Source organism: Gordonia aichiensis NBRC 108223 (genome assembly GCF_000332975.1).
Classification (GTDB): domain Bacteria; phylum Actinomycetota; class Actinomycetes; order Mycobacteriales; family Mycobacteriaceae; genus Gordonia; species Gordonia aichiensis.
In genome coordinates this window covers 65,972-92,384 of sequence record NZ_BANR01000003.1, presented here as the reverse complement: position 1 = coordinate 92,384, position 26,413 = coordinate 65,972, and the positions used below count along the sequence as shown (strand labels likewise).

Annotated in this window: 25 protein-coding genes; 14 read left to right on the top strand and 11 right to left on the bottom strand. The window is 66.2% G+C overall.

Translation table 11 applies throughout. The features are described from left to right. Positions 1 to 10: 10 nt before the first annotated feature. Both GOACH_RS01935 and GOACH_RS01930 read left to right on the top strand, forming a co-directional pair. The gene (locus GOACH_RS01935; protein WP_005169622.1) at positions 11 to 1,366 is read left to right on the top strand and encodes an FAD-dependent monooxygenase; all 1,356 of its coding nucleotides are present in this window, start codon (positions 11 to 13) and stop codon (positions 1,364 to 1,366) included. 109 nt (positions 1,367 to 1,475) lie between these two features. Next, entirely contained in the window at positions 1,476 to 2,417 is a 942-nt protein-coding gene (locus GOACH_RS01930; RefSeq protein ID WP_005169620.1) for an oxygenase MpaB family protein, read from the top strand. Between the two features lie 137 nt (positions 2,418 to 2,554). On the opposite strand, the gene GOACH_RS01925 is transcribed toward GOACH_RS01930, so the two are convergent. The 4 genes from GOACH_RS01925 to menD are packed head-to-tail and all read right to left on the bottom strand — an operon-like array spanning position 2,555 to position 6,803. Continuing rightward, positions 2,555 to 3,250, bottom strand: a complete 696-nt coding sequence (locus tag GOACH_RS01925) for a demethylmenaquinone methyltransferase (RefSeq protein ID WP_040517626.1) — start codon at positions 3,248 to 3,250, stop codon at positions 2,555 to 2,557. Between the two features lie 13 nt (positions 3,251 to 3,263). Next, positions 3,264 to 4,421, bottom strand: a complete 1,158-nt coding sequence (locus tag GOACH_RS01920; RefSeq protein WP_005169616.1) for a glycosyltransferase family 4 protein — start codon at positions 4,419 to 4,421, stop codon at positions 3,264 to 3,266. 10 nt (positions 4,422 to 4,431) lie between these two features. Continuing rightward, the gene (locus tag GOACH_RS01915; RefSeq protein WP_005169614.1) at positions 4,432 to 5,064 is read right to left on the bottom strand and encodes a DUF3592 domain-containing protein; all 633 of its coding nucleotides are present in this window, start codon (positions 5,062 to 5,064) and stop codon (positions 4,432 to 4,434) included. Positions 5,065 to 5,096: 32 nt separating this feature from the next. Continuing rightward, on the bottom strand, positions 5,097 to 6,803 hold the full coding sequence (gene menD, locus GOACH_RS01910) for a 2-succinyl-5-enolpyruvyl-6-hydroxy-3-cyclohexene-1-carboxylic-acid synthase (protein ID WP_040517463.1): 1,707 nt from the start codon (positions 6,801 to 6,803) through the stop codon (positions 5,097 to 5,099). A 105-nt stretch (positions 6,804 to 6,908) separates the two neighbouring features. Between menD and GOACH_RS01905 the strand changes: the two genes are divergently transcribed. Together GOACH_RS01905 and GOACH_RS01900 are read left to right on the top strand one after the other, a co-directional pair. After that, complete coding sequence (locus tag GOACH_RS01905) at positions 6,909 to 7,991, top strand: AbrB family transcriptional regulator (protein WP_040517623.1); 1,083 nt, start codon at positions 6,909 to 6,911, stop codon at positions 7,989 to 7,991. Positions 7,992 to 8,051: 60 nt separating this feature from the next. Further along, the gene (locus tag GOACH_RS01900) at positions 8,052 to 9,383 is read left to right on the top strand and encodes a saccharopine dehydrogenase family protein (protein WP_005169611.1); all 1,332 of its coding nucleotides are present in this window, start codon (positions 8,052 to 8,054) and stop codon (positions 9,381 to 9,383) included. A gap of 25 nt (positions 9,384 to 9,408) precedes the next feature. Here the strand turns inward: GOACH_RS01900 and GOACH_RS01895 are convergent, their stop codons facing one another. From GOACH_RS01895 to GOACH_RS23930, 3 genes are read right to left on the bottom strand one after another with little or no spacing between them, the layout of a single operon-like run. Next, positions 9,409 to 10,398: a GGDEF domain-containing protein gene (locus GOACH_RS01895; RefSeq protein ID WP_005169610.1), complete on the bottom strand. Its 990-nt coding sequence runs from the start codon at positions 10,396 to 10,398 to the stop codon at positions 9,409 to 9,411. 59 nt (positions 10,399 to 10,457) lie between these two features. Beyond that, on the bottom strand, positions 10,458 to 11,114 hold the full coding sequence (locus GOACH_RS01890) for a PaaI family thioesterase (protein WP_005169609.1): 657 nt from the start codon (positions 11,112 to 11,114) through the stop codon (positions 10,458 to 10,460). 21 nt (positions 11,115 to 11,135) lie between these two features. Continuing rightward, the gene (locus GOACH_RS23930) at positions 11,136 to 11,297 is read right to left on the bottom strand and encodes a hypothetical protein (protein ID WP_169330846.1); all 162 of its coding nucleotides are present in this window, start codon (positions 11,295 to 11,297) and stop codon (positions 11,136 to 11,138) included. A 62-nt stretch (positions 11,298 to 11,359) separates the two neighbouring features. Here GOACH_RS23930 and GOACH_RS01885 point away from each other — a divergent pair, with 62 nt between their 5' ends. Continuing rightward, positions 11,360 to 12,331: a 1,4-dihydroxy-2-naphthoyl-CoA synthase gene (locus GOACH_RS01885; RefSeq protein ID WP_040517462.1), complete on the top strand. Its 972-nt coding sequence runs from the start codon at positions 11,360 to 11,362 to the stop codon at positions 12,329 to 12,331. A 31-nt stretch (positions 12,332 to 12,362) separates the two neighbouring features. Here GOACH_RS01885 and GOACH_RS01880 read toward each other — a convergent pair whose 3' ends face one another. After that, positions 12,363 to 13,568, bottom strand: coding sequence for an EAL domain-containing protein (locus tag GOACH_RS01880; protein WP_005169604.1), 1,206 nt, complete (start codon positions 13,566 to 13,568; stop codon positions 12,363 to 12,365). A 356-nt stretch (positions 13,569 to 13,924) separates the two neighbouring features. Here GOACH_RS01880 and GOACH_RS01875 point away from each other — a divergent pair, with 356 nt between their 5' ends. After that, entirely contained in the window at positions 13,925 to 14,482 is a 558-nt protein-coding gene (locus tag GOACH_RS01875) for a YdcF family protein (protein ID WP_005169601.1), read from the top strand. Positions 14,483 to 14,541: 59 nt separating this feature from the next. Here the strand turns inward: GOACH_RS01875 and GOACH_RS01870 are convergent, their stop codons facing one another. Then, positions 14,542 to 15,612, bottom strand: coding sequence for an LLM class F420-dependent oxidoreductase (locus tag GOACH_RS01870; protein WP_040517620.1), 1,071 nt, complete (start codon positions 15,610 to 15,612; stop codon positions 14,542 to 14,544). 272 nt (positions 15,613 to 15,884) lie between these two features. On the opposite strand from GOACH_RS01870, the gene GOACH_RS01865 reads away from it, so the two are divergent. The 5 genes from GOACH_RS01865 to menE all read left to right on the top strand — a co-directional run bounded on the left by GOACH_RS01865 (position 15,885) and on the right by menE (position 19,475). Next, on the top strand, positions 15,885 to 17,117 hold the full coding sequence (locus tag GOACH_RS01865) for an inorganic phosphate transporter (RefSeq protein WP_040517618.1): 1,233 nt from the start codon (positions 15,885 to 15,887) through the stop codon (positions 17,115 to 17,117). 41 nt (positions 17,118 to 17,158) lie between these two features. Further along, the gene (locus GOACH_RS01860) at positions 17,159 to 17,443 is read left to right on the top strand and encodes a hypothetical protein (protein ID WP_005169592.1); all 285 of its coding nucleotides are present in this window, start codon (positions 17,159 to 17,161) and stop codon (positions 17,441 to 17,443) included. Positions 17,444 to 17,486: 43 nt separating this feature from the next. Beyond that, positions 17,487 to 17,816, top strand: a complete 330-nt coding sequence (locus tag GOACH_RS01855; protein ID WP_005169589.1) for a DUF3349 domain-containing protein — start codon at positions 17,487 to 17,489, stop codon at positions 17,814 to 17,816. Between the two features lie 116 nt (positions 17,817 to 17,932). Next, entirely contained in the window at positions 17,933 to 18,277 is a 345-nt protein-coding gene (locus GOACH_RS01850; protein ID WP_005169585.1) for a DUF3349 domain-containing protein, read from the top strand. 10 nt (positions 18,278 to 18,287) lie between these two features. Then, positions 18,288 to 19,475: an o-succinylbenzoate--CoA ligase gene (gene menE, locus GOACH_RS01845; RefSeq protein WP_005169582.1), complete on the top strand. Its 1,188-nt coding sequence runs from the start codon at positions 18,288 to 18,290 to the stop codon at positions 19,473 to 19,475. A gap of 1 nt (position 19,476) precedes the next feature. On the opposite strand, the gene GOACH_RS01840 is transcribed toward menE, so the two are convergent. Then, positions 19,477 to 20,931 carry a sugar transferase gene (locus tag GOACH_RS01840; protein ID WP_005169579.1) on the bottom strand — a complete coding sequence of 485 codons (1,455 nt, stop codon included), beginning with the start codon at positions 20,929 to 20,931 and terminating at the stop codon, positions 19,477 to 19,479. Positions 20,932 to 21,545: 614 nt separating this feature from the next. Between GOACH_RS01840 and GOACH_RS01835 the strand changes: the two genes are divergently transcribed. Genes GOACH_RS01835 through GOACH_RS01825 form a run of 3 tightly spaced genes read left to right on the top strand, consistent with a single transcriptional unit; the run spans position 21,546 to position 25,339 of the window. Further along, positions 21,546 to 21,791: an acyl carrier protein gene (locus GOACH_RS01835; RefSeq protein ID WP_005169577.1), complete on the top strand. Its 246-nt coding sequence runs from the start codon at positions 21,546 to 21,548 to the stop codon at positions 21,789 to 21,791. Continuing rightward, positions 21,788 to 22,777 (top strand): DUF1839 family protein, encoded by a 990-nt coding sequence (locus GOACH_RS01830; RefSeq protein ID WP_005169574.1) that lies wholly within the window; start codon positions 21,788 to 21,790, stop codon positions 22,775 to 22,777. The genes GOACH_RS01835 and GOACH_RS01830 overlap by 4 nt, the downstream gene beginning before the upstream one ends. Further along, a complete protein-coding gene (locus GOACH_RS01825; protein ID WP_005169572.1) occupies positions 22,778 to 25,339 on the top strand; it encodes a glycoside hydrolase family 2 protein in 2,562 nt (853 codons plus the stop codon). Positions 25,340 to 25,391: 52 nt separating this feature from the next. On the opposite strand, the gene GOACH_RS01820 is transcribed toward GOACH_RS01825, so the two are convergent. Beyond that, a complete protein-coding gene (locus GOACH_RS01820) occupies positions 25,392 to 26,411 on the bottom strand; it encodes a glycoside hydrolase family 6 protein (RefSeq protein ID WP_052003879.1) in 1,020 nt (339 codons plus the stop codon). Between the last annotated feature and the right edge of the window lie 2 nt (positions 26,412 to 26,413).

The following is a 26,413-nucleotide window of genomic DNA, read 5'->3' as shown; positions in this document are numbered from 1 at the left end:
TACTGGTCGGGTGACGAGCCAGATTCCCGACAGCGCCGACGTCCTCGTCGTCGGCGCGGGACCGGGCGGCTCTGCTGCCGCCGCCCACGCCGCCGCTGCCGGACACGACGTCGTACTCCTCGACGCCGCGGTCTTCCCCCGCGACAAGACGTGCGGCGACGGCCTGACGCCCCGCGCGACCGCCGAACTGATCGACCTCGGATTCGCCGACCGCCTCGCCGCCAGCCCGCGCGTCGACGGACTCGAGTTGCACGGCTGGGGCGCTTGCCAGCGAGTGCCGTGGCCCGCCGGGCGCTTCCCCACGTACGGCAGCGCCATCACGCGGATGGAGCTCGACGACGAGCTGCGTGCACTCGCCGTGACACGCGGTGCCCGTATGTGTCAGGGCGCCAAGGCCGTCGACGTCGAGATGACGGATGACCGGATCAGCGCGGTCACGGTCAACGGCCCCGACGGACCGCACGTGATCCGCGTGCGCGAGGTGATCGTCGCCGACGGCGTGCGCTCGACGCTCGGTAAGCGCCTCGGCCGAGAATGGCACCGCGACACCGCTTTCGGGGTCGCTGCGCGCGCATACGTACCGTCGACCCGCGGCAACGACAACTGGATGGGCTCACATCTGGAACTGCGCGGCCCCGACGGCGGGTTGCTGCCGGGCTACGGATGGCTCTTCCCGCTCGGCGGCGCCGGGAGCGCAGCGAGCGGGCCGAACACCAACAGCGCAGCGAGCGGGCCGAATGGTCACGGCGCCGGGAGCGCAGCGAACGGGCCGAACACCAACAGCGCCGGGAGCGCAGCGAGCGGGTTGCTGAATGTCGGGGTCGGGGCGCTGGCGACGTCGAAGCGTCCGGCGCACATGGCTTTACGGCCGATACTCGACCACTACGTGCGCATGGTCGGCGATGAGTGGCAGATCGCTGGTGACCCTGTCCGCGTGACGTCGGCGCTCCTACCGATGGGTGGTGCGGTCTCGGGTGTAGCCGGACCGAACTGGATGCTCATCGGTGACGCCGCCGCGTGTGTCAATCCGCTCAATGGCGAGGGCATCGACTACGCCCTCGAGACCGGCCGCCTGGCCGCGGAGCGTCTCGGTGCCGCCGACCACACCGTCGAATGGCAGCAGACCCTCGTCGAGCATTACGGTCTGGCATTCTCCGCTGCTCGACGCCTCGCCGGAGTGCTCACGGTACCCAGAGCGGTACCGCTGCTCGGCCGTCCGGGTATCCGATCGGCAACGTTGATGTCGCTGGTCGTGCGGGTGATGGGAAACCTCATCACCGAGGACGACGCCGATCTCATCGCCCGTGCCTGGCGCGCCGCCGGGCATGTCTCGACGCGCATCGACAAGCGTCCGCCCTTCGTCTGAGCGCAACGCGCTGCTCCTCCGACCTCTCCGACCTTTGTTGTGAGACGTTCTGCGTGATACGTTTCATCACACACTGTGTCCGAGGACACATGTCGGTTAGGAGCCACTCATGCCTGTGCGGACACTGCCGTCGCGGCTTCTCGACACGATCTCCGCGCGTCGACGCGAACGCTTCCGCCGCCGCGACGAACTCGCCGCCGTCGACCCTGCCGAGGAACCGCGTACATACGCGCTCGAACTGTCGACCAAGGAGTTCGTCTGGGGCACCACCCAGGCACTGAGCTTTGCGCTGTTCCGCACCTACGCGGTCGCGTCGATCGGCGAATTGCTCTATGAGACCTCGCAATTCACCGACGAGGTACAGCAGCGCTACGACGACACCGCTCTGCTGCTGTCCGCGCCCGTCGAACACGGCTTCGAGCCGGGTGGGCAGGGACACGCAGCCATTCGTCGAATCAATCAGATGCACGGCCGCTACGACATCTCCAACGACGACATGCTGTACGTGCTCGCCACCTTCGTCGTCTGCCCACCGCGCTGGATCAACGCCTACGAGTGGCGTTCGCTCACCCAGCGTGAGATCGACGGCCTCACCAACTACTACCGCACGCTCGGAAAGTACATGGGAATCAAGGACATTCCCGAGACCTTCGCCGAGTTCGAAACCCTGATGGACACCTACGAACGCGAGAACTTCGCCTTTCGCGAAGGCTCACGCGCAGTGGCGGATTCGACCCTCGAGCTGCTCACCACCTTCATGCCGTACAAGCTCCTCCCTGCGTCGCTGGTCAAGCGTCTCGCCCGCGCGCTCATGGACGAGCCGCTTCTCGATGCCTTCGGCTACCCGCATCCCACCCGCGCCGAGCGCGTCCTCGTAGCCGCGGGTCTCAAAGCACGCGGCCTGGCGATCCGCTACTTCGCCACCCCGCGCACCGAATCGGTCTTCGCCATCGACACCGCCGAGGTCCGCGGGTACCCGAACGGGTACCGCGTCGAGGATCTCGGCACCTTCCCCACCGGATGCCCTGTGGCGCACAAGTCGTCGGCGTAGCGGCATCCTCCGGACACCGCCCGCCTGCGTACACAATCCGGTCCACAGCGGACCGCCACGACAATAATCTCCGCCGCGCTCCGCTCACGTCACGATCGTGTACGCACCCTGGCCCGTAGCTCAGCCCCGGGCTCGCCCTACGCCTTGCGGCCGGTGTGCACGGCGGCGATCCCGCCGGTCAGGTTCTGCCAGCGCACGTCGGTGAAGCCCGCGTCGCGGATCAGGTCGCCCAGGCCGAACTGATCAGGCCACGCCCGAATCGACTCCGCCAGGTACACATACGCCGCGGGATTGCTCGACACCTTGGTCGCCACCGCGGGCAGCGCCTTCATCAGGTACTCCATGTACACGGTGCGGAACGGACCGAAGGTCGGCGTCGAGAACTCGCAGATCGCCAGTCGCCCACCGGGTCTGAGCACACGGTTGAGCTCACCCAGCGCGACCGCCACGTCGTTGACGTTGCGTAGTCCGAACGAGATGGTCGCGGCGTCGAACGATCCGTCGGCAAACGGCAGCGCAAGCGCGTCGGCAGCGACCTTCGGCACCGCACGATCGGCACCGGCCTTCAGCATCCCCAGCGAGAAGTCGGCGGCGATGCACGTCGCCCCCGACGCCGACAGTTCGACGGTCGACACCGCGGTACCGGCCGCGAGATCCAACACCACGTCCGACGGCCCGAGCGCCAACGCCTTGCGAGTGGCCTTGCGCCACCGACGGTCCTGCGCGAAGGAGAGCACCGTGTTCGTGATGTCGTAGCGCTTCGCGACGCCGTCGAACATGGCGGCGACCTCGGCAGGCGCCTTGTCGAGACCTGCGCGGTCGGTGATGGCCATGCCGACCACGCTACTACCCGGCCAGCAGCACCGATTCGCTCAGTCCGCCCTGCCCGTCGATGACCGCTCGGTAGTGCCCGACCAACTGCTCGCAGATCGCAGGCCAGCTCCGATCACGCACCGCGGCCAGCCCTGCCCGACCCATCGCGGCGCGATGCGCGTCGTCGCGCAGCACGTCGATCACCTCGGGCAGCTTCGTCGAATACGACGCCGGATCGAGCAGATATCCCGTCCGCCACGCCGACACCAGATCGCGCGGGCCACCGGCGTCGGGTCCGACGACCGGCAGGCCCGACGCCATCGCCTCCTGGATGGCTTGGCAGAAGGTCTCGTGCTCGCCGGCGTGCGCGAAGACGTCCAGACTGGCGTACGCGCGGGCCAGTTCCGCACCCCGGAGCTCCCCGGTGAACACCGCGTTCGGCAACAGTCGTGTCAATCGTGCCCGTTCGGGGCCGTCGCCGACGATCACCACCCGCACCGAGTCGTCGTGCGCCAACGATGCCAACCGCTCCACGTGCTTCTCCGGCGCCAACCGTCCGACGAATCCGACGACCAGCCGCTCCCGCTCCCCCATCCACTCACGACGCAGGGTCTCGTCGCGTCGGGTCGGATTGAACAACTGCGTGTCGACGCCCCTGCCCCACCGGTACAGTCGCGGAACCCCGTTCGCTGCAAGGGATTCCAAAGTTGCACTGGAGGGCACGAGGGTTCGGTCGCACATCTCGTGCAGGCGCCTGGTGTATCGCCACGCTGCCCGCGAGGCCACCCCGAGACGATACGCGTCGGCGAAGCCCGCGACGTCGGTCTGGAACACCGCGACCGAGGGAATCTCGAGGCATCGAGCGACCATCGCCGCCGCCCCACCCACCACGAACGGTGACGCGAGATGCACGACATCGGGTTCGAAATCGCGCAGTGTCCGGTACAGCACGGGCGCGGGGACGCCCACCGGCAACGACGACACCCGCGGCACCTTCACCGACGGCAGCAGGTGCACCGGGGTGCGTCGACCCACCATCCGCGGACCGCGCTCGACGCCGCGCGCCGAGTCGGGAGCGATCACCACGGCCTCGTGGCCGGTGCGTTCGAGGTGGTCGATGACCCGGAGAACGGAGTTCACGACCCCGTTGACCTGCGGAAGAAAACTCTCGGCGGCGATTGCGACGCGCATGCCGCAAGAATCAGCGAGTGAGGTTTCCGGCAACCTCGGCCGACGTGTCAGGTCTCGGAACTCCGGGTGAAGTCTGGGCAGCAGTGCCCTCGTCCCCGGAGTGGTCGGTGGCGCTCTCGCCCGACGAGACGTCGGATCCTGCGGTTCGCGGACCACTACCGGTGCGCCCGCCGACTCCCGAATCGTCCAGGTCGTCTCTGGCTGCCCTCATCGCCTCGCGGCGTCGACCCCAGCGCCGGGACAACTCGGCAAGGCCCAGCATCAACGCAGCCACGACGATCCACCCCAGTACGGCCACCGAGACCGCGGGCACGATCGAGAGCACAGCACTGCGGCCTGTCGGCTTGGCGAGGTCGGGGTTGGCGGTGCTGTAGTCGACACGAATCCGCTGGCCCGCGGTCAACTCCGTCGGATACAGCAGGCCGAGTCGTGGACTGTGCACCGAGCCGTCGGGCGTCTGGAAGTACACGTTGGCGTGCAGCCGATCGGCGTAGACGACGTCGGCGGTCACGGTGGCCTTGTGTGCCTCGATCTGTGCGTCGTTGCGGAAACACGCCACGATCAGCACCAGGCACATCACCGTCACGACCAGCCCGAGCGTGAGCAGTACCTTCTGCACACGTCGCAGGATGGTCGGATTCATGGCTGCCAGGATAACCGTCGACGCCGACAGCCCTACTTCTGTGCGACCCGAGCCGAGATCTCCGCGTGCACCTCCCGCAGGCGCGAGCGGTCGGTGACCACCTCGACCACCTCGATGCCCCCGGCCTCAGCGGCCAGTTCCTCACCGAGCACCCCCGACAACTCACCCAGCGACACCCGCCGATGCGCCACCCGCATCCCGGCGCACAACGCGCCCAGATCCGTCCGGTGCGGCGTCCCGAAGACCCGCTCGTACGCCCCCGACAGTGCGCCGGAGTCCAGCCCCGGATCGCCCTGCTCGAGCAGCCCGAAGATTCCTCCACCATCGTCATTCGCGACGACGATCCGCAGCGACGACGGTCGCGGCTCCCCCGGCCCGATGATCAGCCCGGTCGAGTCATGGATGAACGTCAGGTCGCCCATCAGGGCAACGGTCCGCGCCGACCCACCGGCCAGCGCGGCACCTATCGCCGTCGAATTCGTGCCGTCGATTCCCGCGACACCACGATTCGACAGCACCCGCACCCCCTCCGACACCCGACCCGCCAGCGCGACGTCGCGGATCGGGTTACTTGCCCCGACAACGAATTGGTCCCCGTCGGACAGCGCAGCGCTCACCACCCGCGCCACGTGCAGCCCGGTCGGCGGCCCCGACTCGTCGAGCACCGCGTCGACAGCCCCCAGCACGCGCTGCTCCAACGCCGCGCACTCCTTCAGCCAGTCCTCGCGTGGCTCGCCGATCACCTCAGCGCGCGTCCCGGTGGCATACACGTTGCCCGACACGTCCGGCCAGCGCGGCCCGGTGGTCAGCGCGTAGACCCGCACGTCGGGATCGGCCAGCAACCTCGACACCCCGCGATGCAGCGTCGGACGCCCACAGATGATGGCCTGCTGCGGCTTGATCGAGCCGAGCGCGAGCGGGTGCAGCGGGGTCGCGGCATGCGGCGCTGTCGGCTCGGCGACTGTCGGCACCCCCGACAGCTCGGGGTGCACACCCGACCCGTGTCCGGAGACCACCACCGTGTCCAGCGAGAGGTCGATCGGCAGCGGGACATCGAGTTTCGCGACCGGCGCCTGCGTCCACGGCACCCCGCCCGGCCTACCCGCGAAGGCACCGAGATCGTCCTCCGACGACGCGACGTCGGGCACCAGTGGTTCGCGCAGCGGTATGTCGAACTGCACCGGGCCAGGGTTGCCGGTCCGCGCACCGCGCGCCGACGCCAGCACACGCCCGACGGCCGACCGCCACTGGCTGTTGGTATCGAGTCCCTCCTCGGCCAGTCCGATGCTGATCGCGGCCCGCACCTGCGTGCCGAAGATCCCGAATTGCTCGACGGTCTGATTCGCTCCCGACCCCAGGAGCTCATAGGGCCGGTTGGCGCTGACAACCACCAGCGGCACCCGCGCATAGTTCGCCTCGAATACCGCGGGTCCCATGTTCGCGACGGCCGTACCGCTCGTCATCACGATCGGCACCGGCTGGCCCGACGACACCGCCAGCCCCAACGCCAGAAAACCCGCCGAACGCTCGTCGATACGCACGTGTAACCGCAGCCGACCTTCCCGATCCGCCAGGTACAGCGCATACGCCAGCGGCGCATTGCGCGATCCCGGACACAGCACGGCCTCCCGCACGCCACCGCGGATCATCTCGTCGACGATCACCCGCGCCTGCAGCGTCGAGGGATTGGGCCCCTGCGCACCTCGCCCACCGGGACGTGACGTTGTCGAGGAATTCATGAGCTCCAGCCTATGTCCGACGCCGAGGGCACCGAGATCCGCGCCGACGGCGCCGCGCCTTCCACCGACGGCGCCCGGCCCCGACCCCTCGCTAGGCTCGACCGGGTGTCCCGCTGGTTCCTGCTCGCCGCACTCACCGTCGGCGTCAGCATCCTGCTGGACCTGATCGACGTCGACGCCGCGCCCCTCTTCGCGGGACTCCTGGTGGCTGCGCTCCTCGCGATCGCCGGCCTCGCCCCGCGCCCGCGGCCGAACACCAGCACCGCTCCCAGCAGCCCCGACCCGCCCATGGTCCCCCGCGCGGCGATGCTCGCGGCCCAGGGCACGGTCGGCGTCTACATCGGCACCATGGCCGACCCGACGACGGTCTCGGGCCTCGGTTCGGCGTGGCTGCCCGTCCTCGTCGTCGGACTCTGCACGCTCGCGCTGTCGGTGGCGGGCGGTGCACTCCTCGGTCTCCACAGAGACGTCGATACCATGACCGGTTCGCTTGCCCTGGTCGCAGGCGGGGCGTCTGGGCTCGTGGCACTGACCCGCGATCTCGGTGGCGATGAGCGCGTCGTCGCGGTCGTCCAGTACGTCCGGGTCGCGCTCGTGACCAGCACCATCCCGCTGGTGGCGTCGCTGGTCTTCCACGCCTCGTCGTCGAAGGTCGAGGTCGCGGGCCCGAGCTGGACAGCCCAGGCGGCCGGAGTCCTGCTCCTCGCGGTCTGCATCGGCGTGGGCTACCCGCTCGGCCGACTCATCCATCTGCCCGCAGCGGGGCTTCTCGCACCGATGGCCCTGGCCACCGCAGCCGAGCTCACCGGGATCGCAGGCGACGCCGCCGTCCCGTCGGTACTGCTCGCGATCGCATACGCGGCAATCGGCTGGCAGGCGGGACTCGGGTTCACGCTTCCGCGACTGCGGGCTATCGGCCGCATCCTTCCAGCGGCGATCGTCCTGATCCTCGCGATCGGCGTCGGCTGCGCGCTACTCGGAGTGCTGCTGTCGTGGTGGACCGGGGAGTCGATGTTCGATTGCTATCTGGCCACCACTCCCGGCGGGATCTACGCGGTGCTCGCCGCCGCGACCGCCGCGGGGTCGAATGTCGCGTTCGTGGTCGCCGCGCAGATCCTGCGTGTGCTGCTGATGCTGTTCGTCGCACCATTCGCCGCACGTGCCGCGGCCCGCCGACGCCCATCCTGACCAGCGCGAGCACCCGACACCCATTGTTACTGTGACCCGAGTCGCATATACATTGAACCCATGACCGGTGAGAGCCAACCCGAAACACCCACACCGCAGAGCACCCCGACGGCGCCGAAATCCGCCCCGACGGCACCCGACGATTCGCCGCGCGAGTTCGACGTCGTCGTCTTCGGCGCCACCGGATTCGTCGGCGAACTCACGGCGCGCTACCTCGCGGAGCACGCACCCGCCGGAACCCGTGTCGCGCTCGCCGGTCGGTCGGAGACCAAACTCGCCGACACCCGACGACGCCTTCCCGCTGCGGCTCACGAATGGCCGCTCATCGTCGCCGACTCATCCTCACCCGCATCGCTCGATGCCATGGTGGCCCGCACCCGCGTCGTCTGCACCACCGTCGGGCCGTACCTCCGTTACGGCGAAGCACTCGTGGTCGCGGCAGCCACCGCGGGCACCGACTACGTCGACCTCACCGGCGAGGTCCCCTTCGTCCACTACTCCATCCAGAAGGCTCACGAGGTGGCCGAGTCGACCGGTGCACGCATCGTCCACTCGTGCGGATTCGATTCCGTCCCTTCCGATCTCGCCACCTACGAGCTCTACCGCGGTGTCACCGACGCCGACGCGGGCGAGATGACCGACACCACGATGGTCGTCGCGGCGATGCGCGGCGGGGTCTCGGGCGGCACCATCGATTCGATGCGCGTCATCGCCGAGCAGGCAAAGGACTCAAGCGTTCGACGCCTCCTCCTCAACCCGCAGGCGCTGTCCGGCACACCCTCGCAGACCCCGCGCGCAGAGCTCTCCTCGGAACCCAGCGACATCGGAATCATCAACGCACGCAAGGTCGATCCGTCGCTGCGGGGAACCCTCGCCCCGTTCTTCATGGCGTCGCACAACACACGCATTGTTCGACGCTCCAACGCACTGCTCGACGGCGCGTACGGCTCCGACTTCCACTACGCGGAGACGATGGCCGTCGGCGGGGTCCCGGCAGTGTCGACGGTTGTCGCGGGCGCGGTCGGCATCGGCTACGGCGCGTTCCTCGGTGCGATGTCGTTCGCACCCACGCGCGCCGTCCTCGACCGCGTGCTCCCCAAGCCGGGTTCTGGCCCCAGCGAGAAATCGCAGGAGAAGGGCTACTTCGCCGTCCGCACCTACACCCGCACCACGACAGGTCGCCGATTCCGCTCGACGTTCTCGATGAAGGGCGACCCCGGGTACAAGGCGACGGCGGTCATGCTCGGCGAGAGCGCACTGACACTGGCCGTCAACCGCAGCCAACTACCCTCCCGCGCAGGCGTTCTCACTCCCGCGGTGGCCATGGGCGACGCCCTCATCGACCGCCTGCGCACGGCGGGCGCGACCATCGAGGTCACCGAGTTGTACTGAACGGCCCACCACACCCTGCGTGTCTCTACCCCGAACGACGGATCCGCATCATCGCGCGATCGCTCTCGTCGAGCAGAGACTCCAGACTCGCCGGTGAATTCGGCTCGCGCACTGCCCAACCCACAGTCGCCGACTGCGCCGACATCGCGCCGTCCATCCGTGCGCGCACGCCGGGAACCGACTCGTGGCCGTCGACGCGGATCAGTACTGCGAACTCGTCTCCGCCCACGCGCGCGGCGATGTCCCCGGCATCGAGTAGTGGCCGCAAAGTGCGGCCGATCCCGGCCAGCAGATCATCACCCGCGGCGTGGCCCGACGAGTCGTTGGTCTTCTTGAGGCCCTCGACATCGATGAACCCGAAAAGCACCAGACGTCCGTTCGCGTCGGCCGACCGCAACAACTGGGGCGCCCGTTCGGCCAGGCCGCGCCGGTTGAGCAGTCCGGTCAACTCGTCCGAGATCGAGATCTCGACTATGGTCTGATTCGCGCGACGCAGCCTGGCCTCGGTCCGACGCCACGTCAGCGCGATGATCAACGCCACCGCGTCGGCCTTCAACAGTTGCAGCACAACAGATCCCACCGTCGCCGACTGCGGATACGCGATCGCGAAGACGACAGCGATGACGTTCAGCGTGAGGATCAACCCGATCGCGAGTGCCGGGTAGGGAACAAGCGCTCCGATCGCCACGATGACGAGCAGAGTTCCGATCGCCGGGTAGGCGATCTGGGTCGCGACGATGTACGCGATCGGATTCGCTGCCACCACGATCGCGAGTGAGGCGACGGCGATCGGCGCGACGCGGTCGGTGATGACGTCAGGACGCCGTCGCAGTATCACCGCTGTCGCCGCCAGGACAGCCGCAGTCGCGAGCGCGACCCCCGAGGCGACGGACGAACCCGGTGTCGGGTCGGCGACCAACTGCCCGACACCCACGACCACGAACAGCGCGGCACTGATCGCCACACTGAGTGTCAACCGGTCATCGACCAGTCCCTGGGGTTTCCACGTCCTCATCGATGCGGATTCTAACGATTCACGGGCGCGGGCGGGTGCGGTCTCCGTTGTGCACGGGGTTAGGGCTGCCCCGGCTTCAGCTCGATGAACAGGGCGTCGAGCTCGGCGCAGAGTCGGTCGCCGTCGTGCAGCGTCCCCTTGACGAAGGCCTTCCGCCCGTCCCGCTTGTCGACCCACGTGCGGCAGGTCAGCGGCGTCGACAACGGTGTCAGCGAGCGGTACTGGACCGTCAGATACGCGGTACGGGTGACGCCGTTGACCGCGAGCGCCGACGCCATGCCGCCGAGGTCGTCGAAGGCGACGCCGACCTGGCCGCCGTGCGCAGCATTGTTGCCGCCGAGGTGGAAAGGCCGGAAGGTGACCTCCGCGGTGACGCCCTCGGCACTCGCTGTGGTGATCACGTACGGCGGAAGGGTGATGTTGCCGCGGGCGGGCAGGTCGATGCGCGTACCCGCGGGCGTGTGCCACTCGTCCACCTGGACCTTCTCAAGTTGCTCGTTGAGCGCGGTGACCTGCTCGAGCAGCGCATCGGTCTCATCGGGTTCCGGACACGCGTAGCGGGCGAGATCCATGAGTCGTCGGATCTGCTCGTTGAGTTCGCCGTAATGTGGTCCGCCCCGATCGGTCGTGACCTCGATCCTGGCTCGGAAGCCGCCCTCGTGCGGCGACTCGTCCTCGGAGCGGATATCCCAACCGTCACGCGTGTCAGATGCCATCTGACCACCGTATCGGGCGTGTCAGACCTCGCGCCTGTCGGTTTCGGATTCGCTCGCGACGTGGCGCTTGCGGGGCGCTTCGTGCCGGTCACGCTGTCGGATCACGGCGCCGACCACCAGGGCGACCACCACGGAGAGCGTCACCCAGACCACGATCACGATCGCGATCACCTCGAATGACATACACCCAGAGTGCCACGCACGGCTGCTCACAAGCCAGCTAACGGGCACTAATGTCGATGTTCATGACATCCGGTGACACACCCAGCACCCCCGCCCAGCCGTTCGATCCCTCCCAGTGGCGCCCCGTCGACGGCTTCGACGACCTCACCGACATCACCTACCACCGCCATGTCGGCGCAGCCAGAGCCGACGGCATCGTGCGCATCGCGTTCAACAGGCCCGAGATCCGCAACGCGTTCCGCCCGCACACCGTCGATGAGCTGTATCGCACCCTCGACCACGCACGACGCTCCCCCGACATCGGCACCATCCTGCTCACCGGCAACGGGCCGAGCCCCAAGGACGGCGGCTGGGCGTTCTGTTCCGGCGGCGACCAGCGCATCCGTGGCCGCTCGGGCTACCAGTACGCGACCAGCCACGATTCCGACGTCGCGCACGCCGATGCCACCGGCGTCGATGAAGCGCGCGCAAAGGCCGAGGGCGGCCGACTGCACATCCTCGAGGTCCAGCGCCTCATCCGCACGATGCCCAAGGTGGTGATCGCCGTGGTCAACGGCTGGGCCGCCGGTGGCGGGCACTCGCTGCACGTCGTCTGCGACCTCACCCTCGCCTCCCGCGAGCACGCCCGTTTCAAGCAGACCGACGCCGACGTCGGCTCGTTCGACGCCGGCTACGGCAGCGCCTACCTGGCCAAGCAGGTCGGCCAGAAGTTCGCGCGCGAGATCTTCTTCCTCGGCGAGGCGTACGACGCCGAGACCATGCACCAGATGGGCGCGGTCAACCGCGTCGTCGACCATGCCGATCTCGAGCGCACCGCCATCGAGTGGGCCCGGGCGATCAACGGCAAATCGCCGACGGCCCAGCGGATGTTGAAGTTCGCGTTCAACCTCACCGACGACGGTCTGATGGGCCAGCAGGTGTTCGCAGGCGAGGCCACCCGCCTGGCATACATGACCGACGAGGCCGTCGAGGGTCGGGATGCGTTCCTGGAGAAGCGCTCTCCGGAGTGGGACGCCTTCCCGTACTACTACTGAGGGCGACTACCGCCGGCCGAGAGGTCGGCGTTCAGTCTCTCGGCGCGAACGGTGCGGGCGCGCCGAAGTAGATGCCCTGTGCGTACTGGAACCCGAGTTCTTCGACGCCGCTGAAGTCGATGGACAGTTCCACGCCCTCGGCGACGGTAGCGATATCCATCGTCTGCGCCATCTCACAGATCGCGCGCACCACTGCGCGGTCGGACGGACTGTCCGGCATCGCCGAGATGAGTGCACGGTCGACCTTCAAGACGTCGACCGGCAGGTCGCGCACGTACCGTAGTGCCGAGAAACCCGACCCGAGGTCGTCGATGGAGATCGTGCACCCGCTGTCGTGCAGCCGCTCGACGGCCCGCTGGGCATCGGTGTCGAAGCCGATGACCTCGTTCTCCTGCACCTCGATCCAGATCTGCCCCGGCCCCACGCCGTACCTGTCGATCTCCGCGACCACATGGTCGACGATGGTGTCGTCGACGAGCTGCTGACGCGAGAGGTTGATGCTGACAAAGGCGTCCGGCCCGTAGCGCGGTTCGATCGAGTCGCGCAGTGCCCGCACCGCCTGGGTGACCCCGTTGCGGCCGATCGGCACAATCGTCGACGTGTGCTCCGCGACAGCGAGGAAGTCGCCGGGCAGCAGTACGCCATCGGCCGTGATCCACCGCAGCAAGGACTCGAACCCGACCGTCACACCGTCTGCCATCCGCACGATCGGTTGGTAGAACTGCTGAAAATCCATGCCCGACGACGTCGTCAGCCGCACAGCGAGATCGAGCGATTCCTCGAGACGCGCGTACGTGTCGGTCTGGGCGATGGCCATCCGCCGCTGCGTTTCCAGCGCAAGGCTCAGCGCCGCATCCGCCGAACGCACGACCGCGCCGGCATCGGTCCCGCGATCCTCTGACGTAGCCGACACATCACCCGACACTCCGTAGGCAAAGTCGACGAAGACGCGCGTTGCGTCGATGACCGACGCTGAGGCGGCGAGTCCCCGGTCGAGCACCGCCAGAATGCGCTCGACGTCCTGAGGTATCCAGAGCACCCACTCAAGAGGCGCTCGTTGGTCTGACAGCACTCCCGGCCCGAGAGCCTCGACGACTTCGGCGACGACTCCCAGCGCGGCGGCCACGGTCTTCCGATGGCCATAGACCGCGCACGCGCGACGCTGCGGATCGGCCAGAGTGGAGACGACGACATCGGGCAGTGCGCCTGACCCCTCGTCGTCCGATGCCCTCTCCACGCGAGCAGTTTACGATCAACGCGGTCGTTAGGTGTGAGTTGGATCCAAGTACCCCAATTCAAGTTCCATTGATTGGTTCTTCGTGTTACCAAAGAACCGCTCAGACAGGCTTTTTCGTCCTCTGAACGGCATGGATTTAGCTCTTTTTTCAATCCGCGGATGAGTACACCGGTCGTCGTACGAAGAGTCCCGAGCGCAGCAGGGGTTCTCCGTCGGCCCCGCCCCGACGAACCCGAAAACGAGGCTCTATTGCCGGCCGGAGGACTTGCCCAGTGACGACCGCTCCGACGTCACGCGCTGACAGTTCACCCCGACGTCGACGATTCGTCAGGCCCCGCCGCCCCAGACTCCGCACCGTGCTCTCGCTTGTCGTGGCGCTCGTGGTGTTCATCGCCGCCTACGCGGGCGTCGGCTATCAACTCTTCTACCGTGAGCACTCCGACGCACTGCGCAAGGTCGACGCCATCGTCGTACTCGGCGGCGAGCACGACGGGCGGGAAGACTACGGCCTGCAACTCGCCCGCGAGGGTTACGCGAAGACGGTCCTCATCTCAGACCCGTACATCAACGGCGGGTATCACCACGGCGGCCAATCGCTGATGCAACGGGTCTGTTCATCGGGCACCGCCGACATCGAAGTCATCTGCTTTTCGCCCGACCCATCGACCACACGCGGCGAGGCGATGTTCGCCCAGCGGATGGCGAAGCAGCGCAACTGGCACTCGGTGATCGTGATCAGCTGGCGATACCACTTGGTGCGCGCCCGCTACATTTTCGGCCAGTGCTTCGACGGCGACGTCGTGATGCGCCCGGTGCCGCGTAACTACCCGTCGTCGACGATGTTCTGGGCGTACACATTCGCCTACCAGTACGCCGGACTCACCAAGGCCGCGATCCTCGGATGCGATAGGTAAGGGTGCAGCGGGCCGACCCACGCAGTCGGCCACGCAGGCCCCCGTTACCGCTCCCGCGGCTACCCCGCGAAGATCTCGGCGAGCTGGCCCATCTCCTGCACCCGCTCCTTGTGCGTCGGCGCGGCGGGGGCCGCGAGGATGCACGTGACGCCCGCGGCGCGGAAGGCCTCGGCCCGCTCGGCCACCAGCGAGCGCGGGCCGATCAGGCTCATCGCCGCAACAAGTTCCGCGGGCACCGCGGCAGCTGCCTCGGCCTTCTTGCCGTCGAGATAGAGATCCTGGATCTCCTTGGCCGCGTCGGCATAGCCGTAGCGGACGGTCAGCTGGTTGTAGAAGTTCTTGCCACGCGCGCCCATGCCGCCGATGTAGAGGGCAGCCTGGTGCCGCACCATCTGCGACGCGTTCTCGATCTGCTCGGGGTCCTCGGTCACCCGCGCGGTCGCCTGCACCACGATGCCGAGTTCCGGCAGCGACGGATCACGTTTGGCCTTGCCTGCTGCCAACGGCTCACCGAATGCGACGTCGACGTACTCGGGATGGAACAGGAACGGCTGGAACTCCTCGAACATCTCGGCCGCCAGCTCGGTGTTCTTGGGGCCGATCGCAGCGAGCAGCATCGGAATGCGTTCGCGCACAGGGTGATTGATGATCTTGAGCGGCTTACCCAAGCCGGTTCCGCCGTCTTCCTTGGTGAACGGCAACGTGTAGTGCTTGCCGCGGTACTCCGTCTTCTCCCGGCGCCAGATCAACCGGCAGATGTCGGCATTCTCGCGGGCACGGCCCACCGGGTAGTCGTACTTCACGCCGTGGAAGCCCTCGATGACCTGCGGCCCCGACGCCCCGATCCCCAGCACGAACCTTCCGCCGCTGATGAAGTCGAGGCCTGCCGCCGTCATAGCCAGGTTCGACGGCGTCCGCGAGTACATCGGCAGGATGCCCGACTGCAGTTCCATCTTCTCGGTGCGCGCCGCGATGTAGCCGAGCTGGCTCACCGCATCGAAGCTGTACGCCTCGGGCACAGCGATTCGCGCGACACCCGCCGCCTCGAAGTCGACGAGGTTGTCGATGGTCTCGCGGAAGTCCCCCGCGTAGTTGATGGGCATACCGAGCTTGATGGCAGATGCGGTCATGCTCTCGGATTCTTCCACAGCGGTTCGACGTCCCGATAGGCCCGCCCGAGCGTTCGCTCGCCACAGCGCGCCGGCCACCGCGGTCGTGTCGTCGGCAGAGATGGCGCTCACACCCGAGCGGTCGTTCGCCCCGCAAATGGTGTCCACCCACGGTCCAGTTGGTGAACACTAGATGAACAGCATGTGCAGATAGGCAAACCCGCAGGTCACGAACATACGGCGGTCGAACGTAATTTAGGCGAAACCTTAAGCGGGGCCGCATGATATTGCGCATGAGCGGAGAGATGCTTGTCCTGGTGCTACTGGTCATCACAGCACTGGGATTCGACTTCACCAACGGATTTCATGACACCGGAAACGCCATGGCGACATCCATCGCCACGGGCGCACTCAAGCCAAAGGTCGCGGTGACAATCGCGGCTATCCTCAACCTGGTCGGCGCGTTCCTCTCGGTCGAGGTGGCCGCGACGATCACCAAGAACATCCTTCACCTGCAGAACAAGTCCGGAGACCTCATCTCCGGCATCGATGCCAACGAGGCCCTGCTCATCATCTTCGCTGGACTCGTCGGCGGCATCCTCTGGAACCTCTTCACCTGGCTCTTCGGTCTGCCGTCGAGCTCGAGCCACGCGCTCTTCGGTGGCCTGATCGGCTCGGGTATCGCCGCGCTGGGTGCCAGCGGCATCGACTGGCACGGCGTGCTGTCGAAGGTCATCATCCCCGCGCTGGCATCGCCGTTCATCGCCTGTGCGGTGGCAGCGGTCGGCACCTGGCTGATCTACCGGATCACCGCCAGCGTCCTCGACTCCCGCAAGGAGAAGGGCTTCCGCTCAGGTCAGATCGTCACCGCCTCGCTCGTCTCCCTCGCCCACGGCACGGGTGACGCGCAGAAGACGATGGGTGTCATCGCCCTCGCCCTGATCTCCACCGGCCACCTCAGCTCGTCGTCGGTCAAGCACGGCCTGCCGATCTGGGTGGTCTTCAGCTGCGCCGCGGCCATCGCACTGGGCACCTACCTCGGCGGATGGCGCATCATCCGCACACTGGGCAAGGGTCTCGTCGAGATCAACTCGCCGCAGGGCATGGCCGCTGAGGCCAGCTCGGCCGCGATCATCCTGACCAGCTCCGCTGCAGGCATGGCGCTGTCGACGACGCAGGTCGCCACCGGCTCGATCCTCGGTTCGGGCGTCGGCAAGAAGGGCGCGCAGGTCCGCTGGGCTGTCGCGGGCCGCATGGTGATCGCCTGGGTCACCACGCTTCCGGCCGCGGGCATCGTCGGCGCGATCTGCTACGGCCTCGGCCACCTGCTCGGTGATGTCACCGGCGCGATCGTCATCTTCGTTCTCCTCTGCGCGGCGTCGGGCTACATGTACTGGCGCGCACAGCAGAACAAGGTCGATTCCAACAACGTCAACGACGAGTGGGACGACGAGACCAACTCGATCATCCCGCCGAGCGCACAGGACGGCCCGCGCCAGGTTCCCGACCCCACGGCGATGACCTAGTCCGCCGAGACACAGACGACTGAAGGAACAGCTGAACTCTCATGGACATCGTCGAATCAATTCTCAAGGTCTTCGCGATCGGTCTCGTACTCGGTGCGGGTCTGCCCGCACTGTTCGCGATCGGCATGCTCTTCGAAGCACGCGGCGAGGGCGGCACCAATGCCGACGGCACCACGTCGGCACCCAACCCCGCGCTGCGGATCGTCGGCTACATCCTCTTCGCGATCGTGGCAGCCGTGATCGTCGTCGGCCTGCTGTGGATCTGCCGTCAGACCCTCAACTACTACTTCGACATCAAGCTCTTCCCCGAGTGGGCGTACAAGTAGCACCTGCGCAACCCCCGCTCGACGCTTCGAACCGAAAGGCATCATGGCCAACGCATCGTTGTTCGAATCCGCGATCAACTGGATTCGCAAGGGATACCCCGAGGGAATCCCGCCCACGGACTTTCCGCCGCTGCTCGCCCTGCTGACCAAGGTGCTCGACGAGGATCAGATCATGCGCGTGTGCATGGAACTGGCCGCCGAGCAGGGAATCGGTACTCCGCTCACCGAAGAACAGATCCGCAACGCCATCGCCAAGGTCTCCGACCAACCGCCCGGCGACTACGAGGTCAACCAGGTCGCGTCGCGTCTCGCAGCAGTCGGGTGGCCCCTGGCGGCAGACTCCGACGATCGAGAACAGAGCAACGTGAACTGAACCGACGTTCGACGTGCACGATCAACCCGGTCCGCGCCTGCCACGAGCAGGCGCGGACCGCTTAGAATCGCAGACCAGAGCCATGAACGTTCTGTGTGTGCGAGAGGGGGAACGGCGTGGCCGACCGGCCGCAGTTTTTGAAGAAGATCATCGACTGGTTGCGCGCGGGATATCCCGACGGCGTACCCACCGATGACTACATCCCTCTCGTCGCCCTCCTGCGACGCCAACTGAGTGAAGATGAGGTCGACGAGGTCTCGGGCGAGCTCATCCGCGAATCAGCACCACCCCCCGAGCCGATCTCCAAGATCGACGCGGGCGTCAAGATCTCCAAGGTCACCCACGAACTCCCCCACGAGGCCGACATCGAGCGTGTCCGCGCCTATCTCGAGTCACGCGGCTGGCCGTTCAACGACCACCCCCTCGATCCGCCTCCGGGCGGCAACGGCGAGCCGGAGTAGCTTTTCCACGGTGACCCGCATCCTGCGACCGCTGCCCCTGCCCGCTGATGAGACGGTCCTACAGCTGCGCGAGCAACTACTGCGCATCGTCGACGCCGCTTCCCCGGCAGCAGAACGCACCGCGGCGCTGCCGGTCCCCGCGGCCGACCCGGCCCACGCCGCGCACCTCGCCGACGCCCTCGGCGCCGATTCACCGATCGACGACGACGTCTCGCTCGTCATCTCCACGTCGGGCACCACCGGCATCCCCAAGGGCGCGCAGCACACCCCGGAGACCCTGACAGCGTCGGCGAACGCCACGCACGCCCGTCTCGGCGGTCCTGGCAACTGGCTGCTCGCGCTCGCTCCGCACCACATCGCGGGCCTCCAGGTCCTCCTCAGGGCGCTCGCTGCGGGTGTCACACCAGGAGTCCTCGACGTCTCCTCCGGGTTCGATCCCGACGTCTTCGCCGATGCACTCGACGCTCTGGACGGCCCGCGCCGCTACACCTCACTGGTGCCGACGCAGCTGATCAAGGTACTCGACTCCCCACGCGCCACCGCCTCGCTCCGCGAAGCGGACTCCCTGCTCGTCGGTGGTGCCGCAACCCCGGCGCCGCTGCTGCGCCGAGCGCTCGACGCCGGGCTCCCAATCGTGCGCACCTATGGCATGAGCGAGACCGGCGGAGGCTGTGTCTACGATGGTGTCCCACTCGACGGCGTGACCATCACGCTCATCGACCCGAACCCCGAAGGCGTTGGGCGCGTAGCACTCTCGGGCCCGATGGTGGCCCACGGCTACCGCAACCTGCCAGACCACCCGGCGTTCGCGCTGACGTCGGATGCCAAGACGTTCCTCACCGACGACCTCGGCCGCGTCGACGACGGCGTCCTGAGCATCATCGGCCGTGCCGACGAGGCCGTCACCACCGGTGGACTCACCGTCGTGCCGCAGGTCGTCGAGGCCGTCATCCTCGACGACGAGTCGATCGCCGAGTGCGCGGTGGTCGGACTGCCCGACGAGAAGCTCGGCGAGAAGGTCGTCGCGTTCGTGGTCACCTCGGGCACAGCCGGATTCGACGCCGAGCGCGTTCGTGGAGCTGTTGCCGAGCGACTTGATCGCTACGCCGCGCCGCGCGAGGTCATCGAAATCGACGCGCTCCCGCTGCGCGGGCCGGGCAAAGTCGATCGGCGCGCGCTGCGCCAGAGGTATCGCTGACTCAGTACGCGCCGTCTTTCGACACAACTGCCCGCAACGTGCGCCACATGATCACAAGATCGTGTGTGGCAGACCAGTTCTCGACGTACGAAAGGTCAAGCCGGACAGTCTCTTCCCAGGAGAGGTCAGAGCGACCCGAGACCTGCCAGAGTCCGGTCATACCCGGCTTCACCAGCATCCGACGAGCGACCCGCCCGTCGTACTTGTCCACTTCTTCGGGCAGCGGCGGTCGAGGGCCCACCAGACTCATCGATCCCGTTAGCACATTGAATAGCTGGGGAACCTCGTCGATGCTGTACCGACGAAGGAATTTTCCGACCCGTGTCACCCTGGGATCGTCGCGGATCTTGAAGAGCACGCCCGACCCCTCGTTCTGCTCATGCAGTTCGGTACGCAACGAGTCGGCGTCGGGAATCATCGAACGGAACTTCCACATCCGAAATGGCTGGTTGTGAAGTCCGACTCGCGTGGCGCGGTAGAAAACTGGCCCATCCGAATCCAGCTTGATGGCAATCGCGACGAGCATGAGGACCGGCGCGGCGCACAAGATGATCAACGCAGCGCCAACACGGTCGACGAATGCCTTCCGGAACTTGTTGGCGCCCTCGTACTGAGGCTTGTCGATATGCAGTAGCGGTAGACCAGCAACCGGGCGAACCATCACTCGAGGTCCTGCGACATCGGCGACCCCCGGGGCAACCATCATGTCGACCTCCATGCCCTGCAGGCTCCACGAGAGGTCTTGCATGGCCTCGTGGCCGAGTGCCTCGGCAGACATCACGGCGACGGACGTAGCTCCGGAGGCCGAAACTGCATGTGCGACATCATCGAAGTCGCCGTAGATGCGGACCGACTCACCGTCGACGGTCAGTTCTGATTTTGCACGCGCGGAGGCAACCGGCAGACAAACGCCAATGACCGCAAAGCCCAGTTCGGGAGATTGGCGCAGGCGACGGATGAGATGCGAAGCACTGTGCATTTCGCCGACGACGAGCACGCGGTCCAGCTTCTTTCCGCGACGACGCTCTGCAGAGAGTGCCCGCCGCCAGATCCAGCGAGATGCCAAGAGCCCGAACGTGCCCAGGGGAAGCGCTAGAGCGAAGTATCCGCGCGAGACCTCTAGCTGCGTGACCATCACCACGATGCCCAAGGCACCGAATACCGAGAAGCAAGCCGTGAGCACGCGGCTGTACTCGACGCTGCCGGAACCGATGATCCGACGGTCCATACATTGGAAGGCTCGCAGCGCAAGCGTCCATGCGACGATCAGGAACAGCGAAACCAGTGAAGCCGGCCGACCGCTGACTCCACCGAAGTAGTCGAGACCGCCACCCGTGCCGAATCGCAACCATTGTGCCGCGAAGACCGCGGCGGTGATCACGACAACATCGGTGACCGCTATTTTCCTCAGATACGTTCTAGCCCAAGGTGATTCAGTCACCTGGACGGCCGCCATAAGCTGGCGACCGCGCCGCCCGATCCGTTCGAACTCGTCGAGTTCAACACGATCGTGCGTCGTGTTCGTTCGTGCGCCCAACTGTGCCCCCCACAAGAATTTGCACTGAATTTCAGCGTCAAACGAGCTCACAACAACTCACCGAGCAATGGCACCCACACGGCCCGCAACCAAGCTCACCCCAACGAGCCTGGTTGCGTCGGTTGTTCCCCCGGAACTCGTCCAACCCCCTGTAACAATTCACTATAATACACCAACGGTCAATGAGTGCGCAGCCAGTGCTCGCCCTCCGCATTCACATGTATATCGACTGACCGACCCCAAACGTTTCGTGACTAGCACGAACGGTTGATTATCTATCTTCTGCAGCCGAACTTCGGCCGAATTTGACCCTCTGCACACCATCGGGCCGTATTTTCTACGTTTAGCGCAGATGATCTGGGTCTCGTTTCTGCCCCAATCGTGGTGTATGTTCCATTTGCGTTAGCAGAGCCAACGGCGAGTCGACACAACGAGTATGACAATCTCCCCGGCGTGCACATCCCACCTCGGAGCGGTGACCCAGTCGGCGAGCACCGTCGTGTTGTCTCACAACTGATAGGAATCCAGCCATCATGGAAACAAAGATCCGCGAAATCCTCGCAGCTCAAGGAAAACTGACCGTCGACCCGTACACGCTCGGCGTTCACGATGATCTGTTCGCGGTAGGACTCACGTCACATGCGAGCGTCAATGTGATGCTGGCACTTGAAGACGAGTTCGACATCGAGTTCCCCGACGAGGCCCTCAAGCGCGCAACCTTCTCGTCTATACAATCGATGGCCGAGGTTGTCGGCAAGCTGGTCGACGAAGCAGCATGACAAGCAACGCGCGCGTCATCGACAGACGCATTCCCAAAAACCATGTCCCCCATTCGACCCACAGCACCAGTCGCATTTGGCCTGAGACGAATTGCTATCTGGATCTCTGTATCGAACTGGTTCACATTTTGGGGTTCGACCCGACACCGATGTTCGCGTGCGCTCTGTCCACCGATCACGACCATGATCAATGGACGTTCATCAAACCCGAGCAGAACGACCTACGTGAACTCTACGGAATCGAGATCACTGAGGAGAACGTCTGGCGCCCCGTACTCGAGACCGTCGAGAGTGGACCTCAGCGCAATATTCTGCACACCGTTGAGGTCGACAGCTGGTGGCTGCCGGACACATCGGGTACCGACTACCGGTCGGCGCACGTCAAGACAACGATCGTTCCGCTTCGTGTGGACCGAAGTGCCCAGCGGATGACCTACCTGCACAACGCAGGCGTGCACGAACTCTCCGGCGACGACTTTGTCGGGGTATTCAATCTGGGCGAGGTGCCTGATGCTGTATTGCCACCCTATGTCGAGCAGATCCGCCTCGTCGAGCGGCACACCTCACTGGCTCACGTGCTCGTCGTCGCGCGTCGACATCTCGACCGAAGGCCGGACTCCAATCCGATCGATCGGATGTCCGCCTCCGTCCACCGAGCACTCGAGTGGCTCCCTGCGGCCGGTACCGGTGTCTTCCATCTCTGCTCGTTCGCCACTCTTCGCCAATGCGGAGCGACTGCCGAGATCGCAGCCGACCTCAGTTCTTATCTGGAGCGGAACGGCGCGCCTGGAGCGGGAAGGGCAGCGACTCATTTCCGCTCGGTCGCAGAACTTGCGAAATCAGTGCAGTTCAAGGTGGCGCGTGCCGCGCGCGGGCGAAGCGTCGTCGTCGACGATCTGCTGGAGACGATGGCAGCGGATTGGGCATCGGCGATCGGAATCCTTGACGACGCGGTGCCGGCGATTCCGGCAGCCGCGCTTGTCTGAATGAGTCAGTCGCTCGCAGGCGACGGCAGCGCGCACTTGTCGTACGCCGATCTGGAGTGGCGGGTGATTCGCACGGCGGCGGGCGAATTCGACGCACCGCCGTCGCCGTGGCCGCAACATCTGCGCGAGTTGGGATTTCACGGCCAGTGCACCATCGCCGACGTGGTCGCAGGCACCGAGGCCGAGCCCGACACTCCCGACGGCTACGACGCTGCCGACTGGTGGCTCGTGGCCACCACGACGTGCGCAGCAGAAGCTGTACTCGACTTCTCCGGTGTGTCCTGGCCGGCGCAGGTGTTCATCGACGGCTCCCGGGTCGCCGACGCGACGTCGATGTTCCTGCCGATACGGTGCCCGCTGGACTCCGGTACGCACGAGGTCGCCGTGCGATGCGGCTCGCTGACCGCGTGGTTGTCGCGTAGGAGGCCACGGGGGCGGTGGCGGTCGACGCTGGTTGCCGAACAGCGACTGCGGTGGTCGCGTACGTCGCTGATCGGCCGAGCCCCGGTATTCGGTGGTGTGCCACCGGTGATCGGGCTGTGGCAACCCGCAGTGCTCCGCACCGGTCCATGGATTGAGACGTTACGTGTCGAGGCGGACGCCGAATCGGGCGTCCTTCGCGTCGACGGACGTCTCGCTCAACCGGGCTCCTCTCATGACGCGGCCGTCGATCCCGACGCTCACCTCGAGCTCCGCAGCCCGACAGAAGCGGTGGTGGCGACGGCACCGCTGCTATTCCATGACATGGACACCTGTGACAACGTCACGCTCCACCGCTTCACCGGCGAGGCGCGCGTCGTCGACCCCGAACTCTGGTGGCCGCACGGGTACGGCGAGCCGAATCTCTACCGGCTAACTCTGCGCGTATCCACCACTCATCTCGAACGTGAGATCGGGTTCAGATCGATTGTCGCCGACCACTCCGACCACGGATTCGCACTGTCGGTGAACGGACAACCCGTGTTCTGCCGCGGCGCGGTATGGGTTCCCCCGTCGCCCGGCCACGCTGCCACCGACGACGCGATCGCGCGCCAACTCGCCGCGCTGCGCGATGTCGGTGCCACCATGGTCCGGGTGGTCGGCGGACTGGGCTACGAGCGACCTGAGTTCTTCTCGCTTTGCGCGCGGTACGGACTCCTCGTGTGGCAGGACGCGATGCTGTCCACGTTCGATCCGCCGACCGAACTCGACCCCATCGTCAGCGCCGAACTCGCCCACATGCTCGATTCTGTCTCGGGATCGCCGGCCCTGGCGGTGGTCAGCGGAGGCAGCGAGACGCTGCAACAACCCGAAATGCTCGGTGTCCCTGCGCACTCGCGCGAGATCCCTCTGGTTGACAGCCTTCTCCGAACGGTGGCAAAAGAACACACCGACGTACCGTACGTGCCCTCGAGCCCATCGTCGGGTACCTCCGCCGACTCCGCTGACGGTGGTGCGCTGGCGGTCCGGAACGACCGTGGAGTAGCTCACTGGTTCGGCGTCGGGGGGTACCTGCGCCCGTTGAGCGATGTACAGAACGCGGGGGTGCGTTTCGCAGCTGAGTGCCTTGCCTTCTCCATTCCGCCATCCGACGACGTGATTGAGAAGTACTTCGGATCGACGAGGGTAGCGGGCCATGATCCCCGGTGGAAACAGGGGGTGCCCCGCGACCGAACCGCCGCATGGGATTTCGAAGACGTTCGCGACTTCTACGTGACCGAATTGTTCGGCGTCAATCCGATGCAAGTCCGCCGTGTAGACCCGAGCCGCTACCTGCAACTCGGCCGGATCGCCGTGGCCGAGGCAATGGCAGAGTGCTACGCGTACTGGCGACGGGCCCCCGAGTGCGCGGGGGCGCTCGTGCTCAGTGCCCGCGACCTCCGTCCCGGCGCGGGATGGGGATTGTACGACTCGGACGGGCGCGCCAAGCTGCCGGTCGCAATGCTCAGACGGGTATGGGCACCGGTAGCCCTGGTCCTCTCTGACGGAGGCCTCGCGGGCCTGCGCATCGACCTCCATAACGACACCGCTCGGCAGGTGTCGGGAAACCTGTCGCTCGTCGCCGTCGATCCAGCCGGTAACAGGGTGATCAACGCGCACAAGCGGATCGACGTGCCAGCCGCCGGATCGGTGTCCCTGGTCGACGCCGACCTAGTGGGGTCGTTCACAGATCTGACAAACGCATACCGTTTTGGTGCACCTGCCGCGGACGCCGCCGAGGTCGAGTTCGTGACCGATGACGGGCAGGTGCTGCGTGACGTTCACGTCATCTGCCCTTCTGCGCAGCCAGTCGTCGCGGACATCTCTGCATCACTTGAAGCAACCGCCGATCCCGAGTTGTGGGCGCTCACCCTCACCTCGCGGAGAACGATCAGATATGTGTGCATTGACGCCCCGGGCTGGACTGTCTCCGACCAGTGCTTCGCGCTCGCGGCCGCAAGCCCGTACCGCGTCGAACTCGTGCCCGATCCCACTGGTACCCATGCTGCGCCTCCCGTTCCGCGCGGTCGGGTGACCTCCGCGGACGCTCTCGATTCGGCGACCTTCGCACCAGCAACGCCATCGACGCACGGGGCACAATGAAGCAGCCGACAGCCGTCCCACTCCCGAGTTCGGACTCGGCTGCAATGGTTCGTCAGTTAATCATGCCGAACGCGACGCCCGGCATGAAATCGCCTCCGCGCGTTCCCGGTCCGGTACCGCAGTTGCCGTCCGACGTACCCGGCGCCTTGACCCAGAGATTCACGTCAAGGCCTGGTGCCTCGCCGGTAATCGTTCCCGGTTGCGCACCGACCTTGCGGCCAGGCGGATTACACCAGGTGTTGTCCCACGATTGATTGCCGTTGCGGCTCGTATCTACGACGTAGTGCGCCGACACCTTCACCGACTCCCAGAGGTGTCCGCGGATGGCGTTCGCGTAGGCGGTGATCGCTGCGGTCGGAGCGAACGAGCTCACGTTGACGGCGAAACCCACCTGCGGTGTCGTACCCGCAGCCATTACCAGCAACTGTGCCATACGCGCGGCACTCACCGATCCCGATGACGTACCTGCATCAAGATAGACCGACCTGCCGGTTGTCGACGCCATCCGCGACACCGCGTATCTCAAGTCAGCGATTCGGTCGGCGAAACCGGCCTTGTCACTTGCGAATTGACGATCAGCGAGCCAGAGAGCGTCGGGCTCGACGACGACCAGGGCGCGTGTTTTACCGAGTGTCGCAGCGACTGAATCCACCCAGCGCCGATAGTCGGCAGACCGTACTTCGTGCTGCGGACCGGAGATCCCGTCGTTGCGTCCGGGAATGTTGTAAAGCACGATGACCGGAGTCGAGCTAGTTCTTCTGGCAGCGGCAACGTACGTCCGGAGATTGCCGAGATCACCAGAGCTCCCCGCGAGCCAAAGCGCCGTCGGACGTCCGCCGAGAGCGCCCCGCAACGCAGGTGTTCGTCGATCGCTGGGATGCTGCCTGAGCCACAGCTCGGTTTGCGAATCAGGGAACACCGCCAAAGGGCCGCCGCCGAACACCGGCGCCGACGTCGGCACACTCACATCAGCGGACGACGACGGGGCTTTCGACATCGACCCGGCACAACCGCTCGCGAGGAGTACGCACACGATCAGCGCCCACTGCCAGCGCATTGTGTGACCGAGCACTT

Excerpts from the sequence above, each read along its gene's own strand:
- GOACH_RS01925 (WP_040517626.1), bottom strand. The coding sequence starts at position 3,250 with ATGGCCATCACCGACCGCGCAGGTCTCGACAAGGCGCCTGCCGAGGTC.
- GOACH_RS01900 (WP_005169611.1), top strand. The coding sequence starts at position 8,052 with ATGACCGGTGAGAGCCAACCCGAAACACCCACACCGCAGAGCACCCCG.
- menD (WP_040517463.1), bottom strand. The coding sequence starts at position 6,803 with ATGAATTCCTCGACAACGTCACGTCCCGGTGGGCGAGGTGCGCAGGGG.
- GOACH_RS01865 (WP_040517618.1), top strand. The coding sequence starts at position 15,885 with ATGAGCGGAGAGATGCTTGTCCTGGTGCTACTGGTCATCACAGCACTG.
- GOACH_RS01915 (WP_005169614.1), bottom strand. The coding sequence starts at position 5,064 with ATGAATCCGACCATCCTGCGACGTGTGCAGAAGGTACTGCTCACGCTC.
- GOACH_RS01885 (WP_040517462.1), top strand. The coding sequence starts at position 11,360 with ATGACATCCGGTGACACACCCAGCACCCCCGCCCAGCCGTTCGATCCC.
- GOACH_RS01890 (WP_005169609.1), bottom strand. The coding sequence starts at position 11,114 with ATGGCATCTGACACGCGTGACGGTTGGGATATCCGCTCCGAGGACGAG.
- GOACH_RS01835 (WP_005169577.1), top strand. The coding sequence starts at position 21,546 with ATGGAAACAAAGATCCGCGAAATCCTCGCAGCTCAAGGAAAACTGACC.
- GOACH_RS01870 (WP_040517620.1), bottom strand. The coding sequence starts at position 15,612 with ATGACCGCATCTGCCATCAAGCTCGGTATGCCCATCAACTACGCGGGG.
- GOACH_RS01855 (WP_005169589.1), top strand. The coding sequence starts at position 17,487 with ATGGCCAACGCATCGTTGTTCGAATCCGCGATCAACTGGATTCGCAAG.
- GOACH_RS01920 (WP_005169616.1), bottom strand. The coding sequence starts at position 4,421 with ATGCGCGTCGCAATCGCCGCCGAGAGTTTTCTTCCGCAGGTCAACGGG.
- GOACH_RS01930 (WP_005169620.1), top strand. The coding sequence starts at position 1,476 with ATGCCTGTGCGGACACTGCCGTCGCGGCTTCTCGACACGATCTCCGCG.
- GOACH_RS23930 (WP_169330846.1), bottom strand. The coding sequence starts at position 11,297 with ATGTCATTCGAGGTGATCGCGATCGTGATCGTGGTCTGGGTGACGCTC.
- GOACH_RS01840 (WP_005169579.1), bottom strand. The coding sequence starts at position 20,931 with ATGGCGGCCGTCCAGGTGACTGAATCACCTTGGGCTAGAACGTATCTG.
- GOACH_RS01895 (WP_005169610.1), bottom strand. The coding sequence starts at position 10,398 with ATGAGGACGTGGAAACCCCAGGGACTGGTCGATGACCGGTTGACACTC.
- GOACH_RS01860 (WP_005169592.1), top strand. The coding sequence starts at position 17,159 with ATGGACATCGTCGAATCAATTCTCAAGGTCTTCGCGATCGGTCTCGTA.
- GOACH_RS01825 (WP_005169572.1), top strand. The coding sequence starts at position 22,778 with ATGAGTCAGTCGCTCGCAGGCGACGGCAGCGCGCACTTGTCGTACGCC.
- GOACH_RS01830 (WP_005169574.1), top strand. The coding sequence starts at position 21,788 with ATGACAAGCAACGCGCGCGTCATCGACAGACGCATTCCCAAAAACCAT.